Origin of the sequence: Phaeobacter sp. B1627 (genome assembly GCF_006265095.1) — a bacterium.
Classification (GTDB): Bacteria; Pseudomonadota; Alphaproteobacteria; order Rhodobacterales; family Rhodobacteraceae; genus Epibacterium.
The window spans coordinates 1-6,525 of the sequence record NZ_VCNK01000069.1; the positions used below are offsets into that span (position 1 = coordinate 1).

Annotated in this window: 7 protein-coding genes and 2 pseudogenes; 5 read left to right on the forward strand and 4 right to left on the reverse strand. The window is 57.2% G+C overall.

All coding sequences use genetic code 11. The annotated features are described in order from the left end of the window. Positions 1 to 103 precede the first annotated feature (103 nt). The gene (locus FGE21_RS19410; protein ID WP_218062803.1) at positions 104 to 901 is read left to right on the forward strand and encodes an SDR family NAD(P)-dependent oxidoreductase; all 798 of its coding nucleotides are present in this window, start codon (positions 104 to 106) and stop codon (positions 899 to 901) included. Positions 902 to 1,015: 114 nt separating this feature from the next. Then, positions 1,016 to 1,474 carry a MerR family transcriptional regulator gene (locus tag FGE21_RS19415; RefSeq protein ID WP_139665052.1) on the forward strand — a complete coding sequence of 153 codons (459 nt, stop codon included), beginning with the start codon at positions 1,016 to 1,018 and terminating at the stop codon, positions 1,472 to 1,474. A 25-nt stretch (positions 1,475 to 1,499) separates the two neighbouring features. Here FGE21_RS19415 and FGE21_RS19420 read toward each other — a convergent pair whose 3' ends face one another. Further along, entirely contained in the window at positions 1,500 to 2,180 is a 681-nt protein-coding gene (locus FGE21_RS19420; RefSeq protein WP_139665053.1) for an aspartate/glutamate racemase family protein, read from the reverse strand. A 57-nt stretch (positions 2,181 to 2,237) separates the two neighbouring features. Then, on the reverse strand, positions 2,238 to 2,801 hold the full coding sequence (locus FGE21_RS19425; protein WP_139665054.1) for a TetR/AcrR family transcriptional regulator: 564 nt from the start codon (positions 2,799 to 2,801) through the stop codon (positions 2,238 to 2,240). 180 nt (positions 2,802 to 2,981) lie between these two features. Between FGE21_RS19425 and FGE21_RS19430 the strand changes: the two genes are divergently transcribed. The 3 genes from FGE21_RS19430 to FGE21_RS19440 are packed head-to-tail and all read left to right on the forward strand — an operon-like array spanning position 2,982 to position 5,597. Beyond that, entirely contained in the window at positions 2,982 to 3,527 is a 546-nt protein-coding gene (locus tag FGE21_RS19430; protein ID WP_218062804.1) for a PaaI family thioesterase, read from the forward strand. Next, entirely contained in the window at positions 3,524 to 4,720 is a 1,197-nt protein-coding gene (locus tag FGE21_RS19435) for an acetyl-CoA C-acyltransferase (RefSeq protein WP_139665055.1), read from the forward strand. Before FGE21_RS19430 ends, FGE21_RS19435 begins: the two co-directional genes overlap by 4 nt. A gap of 10 nt (positions 4,721 to 4,730) precedes the next feature. Then, positions 4,731 to 5,597: an alpha/beta fold hydrolase gene (locus FGE21_RS19440; protein ID WP_139665056.1), complete on the forward strand. Its 867-nt coding sequence runs from the start codon at positions 4,731 to 4,733 to the stop codon at positions 5,595 to 5,597. Here FGE21_RS19440 and FGE21_RS19445 read toward each other — a convergent pair. Both FGE21_RS19445 and FGE21_RS19450 read right to left on the reverse strand, forming a co-directional pair. Next, positions 5,581 to 6,032, reverse strand: a pseudogene (locus FGE21_RS19445) (IS5 family transposase); the annotation flags it as partial. The gene FGE21_RS19440 and the pseudogene FGE21_RS19445 overlap by 17 nt on opposite strands. After that, positions 5,998 to 6,525 (reverse strand): annotated as a pseudogene (locus FGE21_RS19450) (IS110 family transposase); the annotation flags it as partial. The pseudogenes FGE21_RS19445 and FGE21_RS19450, both read right to left, overlap by 35 nt.

Consider the following 6,525-nt stretch of genomic DNA (forward strand, 5'->3'; position numbering starts at 1 on the left):
TACATCATCAGACCTGAAGAGGGCATAAAAGTGTAGAGAACATCATTAAAGCGCTTGACCCTGACACTAGTGTCAGGGGGCTAAACCTGTCTGGTCATCCACGATGTTGACGAATTTGCAGACAGGAAATCACGACATGACAAAAAATCTCACTTGGCAAAACAAGGTCGCAATTGTGACCGGTGGCAGCTCCGGTATTGGCAAGGCAACCGCGCTAGAGCTTGCAGCGCTTGGCGCGAAAGTTCTTATATCGGGGCGAAATGCCGACAGGTTGGCCGAGACTGCGAGCAACTACGATACCATAGCCGTTCTGCAAGCCGACAGTGCGGATCACGAGAGCGCGAAGCGGATTGTTGAGGCGGCGACCGACCAGTGGGGGCGCTTAGATTTGATAGTCAACAATTCAGGTGCAGGTCAGCCGTTGCCCATGGCGGCATATGATGCGCAAACCATTGCCAATATGTCGGCCGTGAACATCGTCGCGCCCTCCTTGTTGGTGCAGGCCGGTCACGCCGCCCTGAGCGAAAGCAAAGGCGCTATTGTGAATATCGGCACAGCCGCCGCCCAAAACGCGGTTCCGATGGTTGCACACTACGCCGCAACCAAGTCCGCGCTGGAGCATTTGACCAAGTCATGGGCGATGGAGTTGGCAGGCGATGGTATTCGGGTCAATGCGATTGCACCCGGTCCGGTCAAAAGTGGTGCGCTGACTGGCATGATGGGGCTGCCAGACGAAATGGCCCAACAGATCGAAGCCCAAGAGGCCGCTCAGGTGCCGCTGGGGCGTCGCGGGGTGACCAGCGATATCGTACCTTGGATATTGCGTTTGGGCAGCTCCGACAACGCATGGTTGACGGGCCAAGTTCTAACTGTCGACGGCGGTTGGTCCCTGCGCAGCTGAGGGGCAAGCTGAAGTCAATCATGGGTCGCGGGGTGAAACGCATGTCCCGGCCTGCGCTTGAACATGTAACGTCGACCCATACATATGTGTCAGGGCTAGAAGAAAGGACGAACAATGCATGCCAAGGAAGCATCCGAGCGATTGGGGATCACTCAGCGCATGTTGCGCCATTATGAAAAACAGGGCCTGATGTCGGTTGCGCGCGCGCCCAATGGATATCGTCACTACAGCGCTGCGGATATGCGGCGCGCAGGGCGTATCCGCGACTTTGTTGCGACCGGATTTTCTACCCGCGAAATCCGCGCCATGAGTGCGTGTCTGTCGGATGATGGCTCCGGTCCATGTGAGGGCGGCATTGCGAAAATGCACGAAAAACTCGCGCATATCGAACGCCTCAGAGCCGACCTCGACGCGCGTCGCAACGCGGTCCTTGCGCGCCTTGCTGCCATGCAAGACGGTCTCGCGTACCCAGAAGAGTCCCTGCAAAATCTGTCGCTTGCGGCCGACCAAGCTGGTCGGACAGAACTCCTCCAATCGGGTATTGGCGCAGCGCATCACAGCAGCGGCGCATGAATGGGTGACCCGCCCAGCGGTGTCTTCAATTCAATCCAGCCGCTGCGACCATTGAGACCAGCGCATTGACGTGAAGCTCGATGACGTCGATGACCCTAAATCCAGGCGTTTGATTGTCGAATGCCAATCCTAGGTCCGTTCCCGCAAGCAACACAGCGTCCGCCTGTTGGTCGTCGATCATTGCCTGCCCCGCTTCGAAAAACAACATGCGTTGTTCCTCACTGCAAATGCCAGTTTCCGCCATTTTCATGTAAGCGGCCCAAACACTCTCAAACCGATCTTCTGGCACGACAACCTCAACGGTTTTCAATAGGCCAAAGAGATTGGTTTCGAGGGTGGTTCTACTCCCCAATATGCCGAGTGTCTTAATCCCGTTGTCGTGGCAATATGTCTCGATGATGCCCGTGCCATCCATCAGCGCCATGGGGGATATGGCCCGCGTTTCCTCAAAGCAGAAATGTCCGGTGATGGCGGTGATCAATGCGATATCACTGCCTACGCCAGCGAGGCGATCAAGGTGCGTCGCAAAGACCTCTGCCTGCACTGCCCGCTGATCTTCGGCTGCTCGCTGCAGCAAAGCGTTCATATCAGCATGTTCAATCGTCAGTGAAAGCGGCAATTCTGCCTTTTTGAATGCTGCAATCAACCGAGTGTAGTAGGATATCGTAGCAGCTGGCCCGAGGCCGCCGATGAGTCCGATATGCATGTTTCAATCTCCAAGTCTAAAAGCAGTTTCGGCGCGCCGTGCTCCGGTTCGCGCGCCCTAAGGTTTTGGCGCACAAGGTTTTTGGCACGCCGTCAGGATTTCATGTTGCAGGTCTTCGTCATCGACCGCGCGGGCCAAGATCAAGGCGCCGATCATTTGAGACATTGCCTGAATTGCCTCTGTCCGGCTTTCGGGGCTCTCACCAATCGCTTCAGCGAGGTGCTCGACTTGCTGGGTGACGGCCCGACTGAACCGGGCTTGCAAGGCCGGGCGTTGGCGGGTCGCTTCGGCGGCCAACGTAGCATAGGCGCAGCCACGGCTGACCGTCGACAGGTGTTGTGCTGACAAATACCACGCCTTGAGTGCCGCCACAGGATCGCTTTTCTCCTCAATCGTCTTGGCCCAAAGCTCGAAATTGTCGTTTAGCGCCAATTCGGTTGCCTCACATTCAAGCGCTTCCTTGTTCTCGAACTGTTTATAGAAACCGCCTTGAGTCATCCCAGCTGCCTTCATCAAGCTGGCGATGCCGATGCCATCATAGCCATGGGTGCGAAACTGTTCTGCGGCTGTGCGCACGACGTTTTGCCGGTTTTTCCGTGCAGTCTCTCGGCTCACTCTCATTGGCTTATTCCTTTCCGCAAACGCAACCGTTCCCTTCCACCGGATCAGGCCACAGGGGTGGTGGCTTAGATATCGCGCGACATCTAACTTACTGTCATTTAGATTTCAATCGAACTCTATCGTTGACTCTTTTAAATTACGATCTAAATCTAAGAGAACATCCCAACCAAGGACCATACCATGCACGATGCCAAAAATGCCGATCCGATATTTGCTCCGAGTGTAATGCCCGACGTCCCCTTTGGTATCTCCCGCCCCGAGCAGGTAATCGGGCTCTCGGGGCTTGAGGCTATTCGCGCGATCCCGACCGGGGCTTTGCCAGCCCCACCGATGGCGCAAACCTTGCAGCAGTGGATTGAAGTAGCCGACAAAGGCCGAGCAGAATTTCGTGGAAACCCTTCTAACGCGTACCTGAATCCTATGGGGCTCATACATGGCGGCTGGACGATGGCTCTGTTGGACAGCGCGATGGGCTGTGCGGTGCAGACCATTCTAGACGCGGGCGAGATGTACGTTTCGCTCGGAACCGAGGTGAAGTTCCTGCGCCCCATCACCGTAAAAACAGGACAAGTCCGCGCCATCGGCACGGTCATTGATCGCACACGACAGACCGCCTTGGCCAAAGCGCGTGTCGAGGATCAATCAGGTCGCATCCTTGCGACGGGAACAAGTACCTGCTTTTTGAGATCAGCTATTCCGTCGCCCAAAGCGGAGCGTCAAGGATGAGCGCCGCGGTTGATCCCATCGTCATCTGCGCCGCAAAACGCACGCCATTAGGGGCGTTTCTAGGCGGAGCCAGATCACTGAAAGCGGCCGAGCTGGGTTCCGCCGCTATCCGCTCTGCGGTTGAAACAGCGGGCTTCGCACCCGAACAGGTTAGCGAGGTCTTGATGGGTTGCGTGCTTGGCGCAGGTCAGGGCCAAGCGCCTGCCAGACAGGCGGCAAGAGGCGCAGCGCTGCCAGATCACGTCGGGGCAACGACCATCAACAAGGTCTGCGGATCGGGAATGAAGGCGATCATGATGGGGTGTGATCTGTTGACACTGAACAGGGCTGATGTGGTTGTGGCTGGCGGAATGGAATCCATGTCGAATGCACCATTTTTGCTTTCAGAAATGCGCAGCGGGCGCAAGGCAGGCGTGGGCGCGGTGTTAGATCACATGATGCACGATGGTCTTGAGGACGCCTATGAAGCCGGACGTCCGATGGGATCCTTCGGTGAGGCAGCGGTGGAAAAATACGGCTTAACCCGCGCCGAACAGGACGCCTTTGCGATTGAGACCTTAAAACGGGCGCAGGCGGCGCAAGTATCAGGTGCCTTTGATGATGAGATCGTCGCATTGAAAGTGCCAACGCGCAATGGCGAAGTGGTCATTTCGCAGGATGAAAAGCCAGGCATGGTGGATCCTGACAAGATTCCGAACCTGCGCCCCGCATTTCAGACAGATGGCACGATCACGGCGGCAAGCGCATCTGCAAATGCAGATGGGGCGGCTGCGGTGGTCCTCACGCGGTCATCGGTTGCTCGGGCTGAAGGGTTGCCCGTTCTGGCGACAATCACGGCGCAGGCATCCCACGCCCAAGCCCCCGCATGGTACACCACCGCCCCAATTCCCGCGATCAAGCAGTTGCTTGAGCGTGCGGGTTGGCAAGCGGATGATGTCGACCTTTGGGAAATCAACGAAGCCTTCGCCGTCGTCGCAATGGCAGCAGCAAAAGACATTGGCATTCCCCGCGACAAACTCAACGTCAACGGGGGCGCTTGCGCGCTTGGCCATCCCATTGGAGCCACAGGTGCGCGGCTTGTCGTCACCCTGTGCCACGCGCTGGCGAAGCGCGGCCTGAGGCGCGGTGTCGCCGCCCTTTGCATTGGCGGCGGCGAAGCAACCGCCATCGCAGTTGAACTCAACACAAATTAGGAAAACTGAAATGGCACTCGATACAGACCACGCGAATAGCAGCAACTTCACAGACGTAAACGGACACCAGATTGCTTGGCGCAGCACGGGCACAGGACGGCCGCTATTGATGCTCAACCGGTTTCGAGCATCCATGGATGATTGGGACCCTGCGCTCATTGGTGCTTTGGCCCGTCACCACCAAGTCATCACTTTTGACAGCGCCGGTGTTGCTCAAAGTGGCGGCACTGTGCCCGAAACGCTCGAAGGGGCCGCAGACATCGCGATGGGATTGGCAAAGACCATTGGGCTGGACAAACCAAATGTGCTTGGTTGGTCTATGGGCGGCATGACGGCACAGATCCTTGCCGCCAAATACGGTGATGAAATCGGCGGCGTTATTCTCGCCGGAACCACACCAAGCTTTGCCATTGAAGGGACGGTTCCAGTTTCGAATGAGTGGTTGGGCACCGCGACAAAAGAACAAAACACCCCTGCGGATATGCAATTTCTGTTTTATGCCGACACTGACACCAGCCGCGCTGCCGGCATGGCGTCGCTTGAGCGCATTGGCGGGGGCGATGCGGCCAACGGAGCGGCATCAAAAACAACCATGCAAACCATTGCGGCGCAAGGTGCAGCGACACGGACGTTTTTCTTTGGCGAGGATGGCGCGTTCAAAAAGCTGGGCTCGATCAGCGTCCCCGTTTTGGTGGCCAATGGCGATCAAGACCGGGCCTTCGCGGTCGAGAACTCCGTTGCGCTTGTGCGCACGATCCCCAATGCGCAACTTGCGATCTATCCCGATGCCGGCCATGCGTTCTTGTTCCAGCACGCCGAGCAGTTTGCGAAAGACGTCACAGAGTTCCTAGGGTCAGGATTCATAGCCAATATATGACAACAGCTGCGAGTGCGATTGCCGAAAGGAAGACCTTAGCGCATCGGTCGTAGCGGGTCGCGACGCGTCTCCAATCCTTGAGTCTTCCGAACATGATCTCGATACGGTTGCGCCGCTTGTATCGCCGTTTGTCGTATTTGACAGGTGTCTTTCGGTTTTTCCGGCCTGGGGTGCAGGCGTGTATCCCCTTGTCTACAGCGCTTCTCTGAACCAATCGGCGTCATAGCCGCGATCGCCGAGAAGCCATTTGACTTTGGGCAGGCCGCTCAGCATCGCCTGCCCGCCGATATAGTCGCTCACCTGTCCGGCCGTGACGAACAGGTCGATTGGTCGCCCCTGGCTGTCGCAGACGGCGTGCAGTTTGGTGTTCATGCCGCCCTTGGTGCGACCGATCAGACGACCGCGCCTCCCTTTCTTGACGGCCATCCCCAATGCTGGCGATGATTGCTGAGGCCGTCACAGCACCGACGCCTGGTATGGTGCGCAGCAGCCGCACCCGCGCGTCCTCCTTGGCAACCTGATTCACACGATCCTCATACCATCGGATGCGTGCATGCAGTGCCGTGAGATGTTCGCACATGTTGTGGATCACCTCATTGGCAATCTCGGGCAGATCCATCACTTCACCTGCGAGAATATCCTCTGCAAATCCAATGACCCTTGCGAGCCCCCTCGCGATGTAAATGCCACACTCGGCAACCATGCCTCGCAAGCCGTTGATCAGCTGGGTGCGTTGGCGGACAAGTAGATCACGGGCGCGATGGAGCGACAGCAGTGCTTGTTGTTCAACCGTCTTGACCGCAACAAACCGCATCGTCGGACGGGTCACCGCTTCACAAATGGCCGCGGCATCAATCGCATCAGACTTTCCGCGTTTGACATATGGTTTGACATACATGGGTGGGATCAGACGGACATCATGACCCAA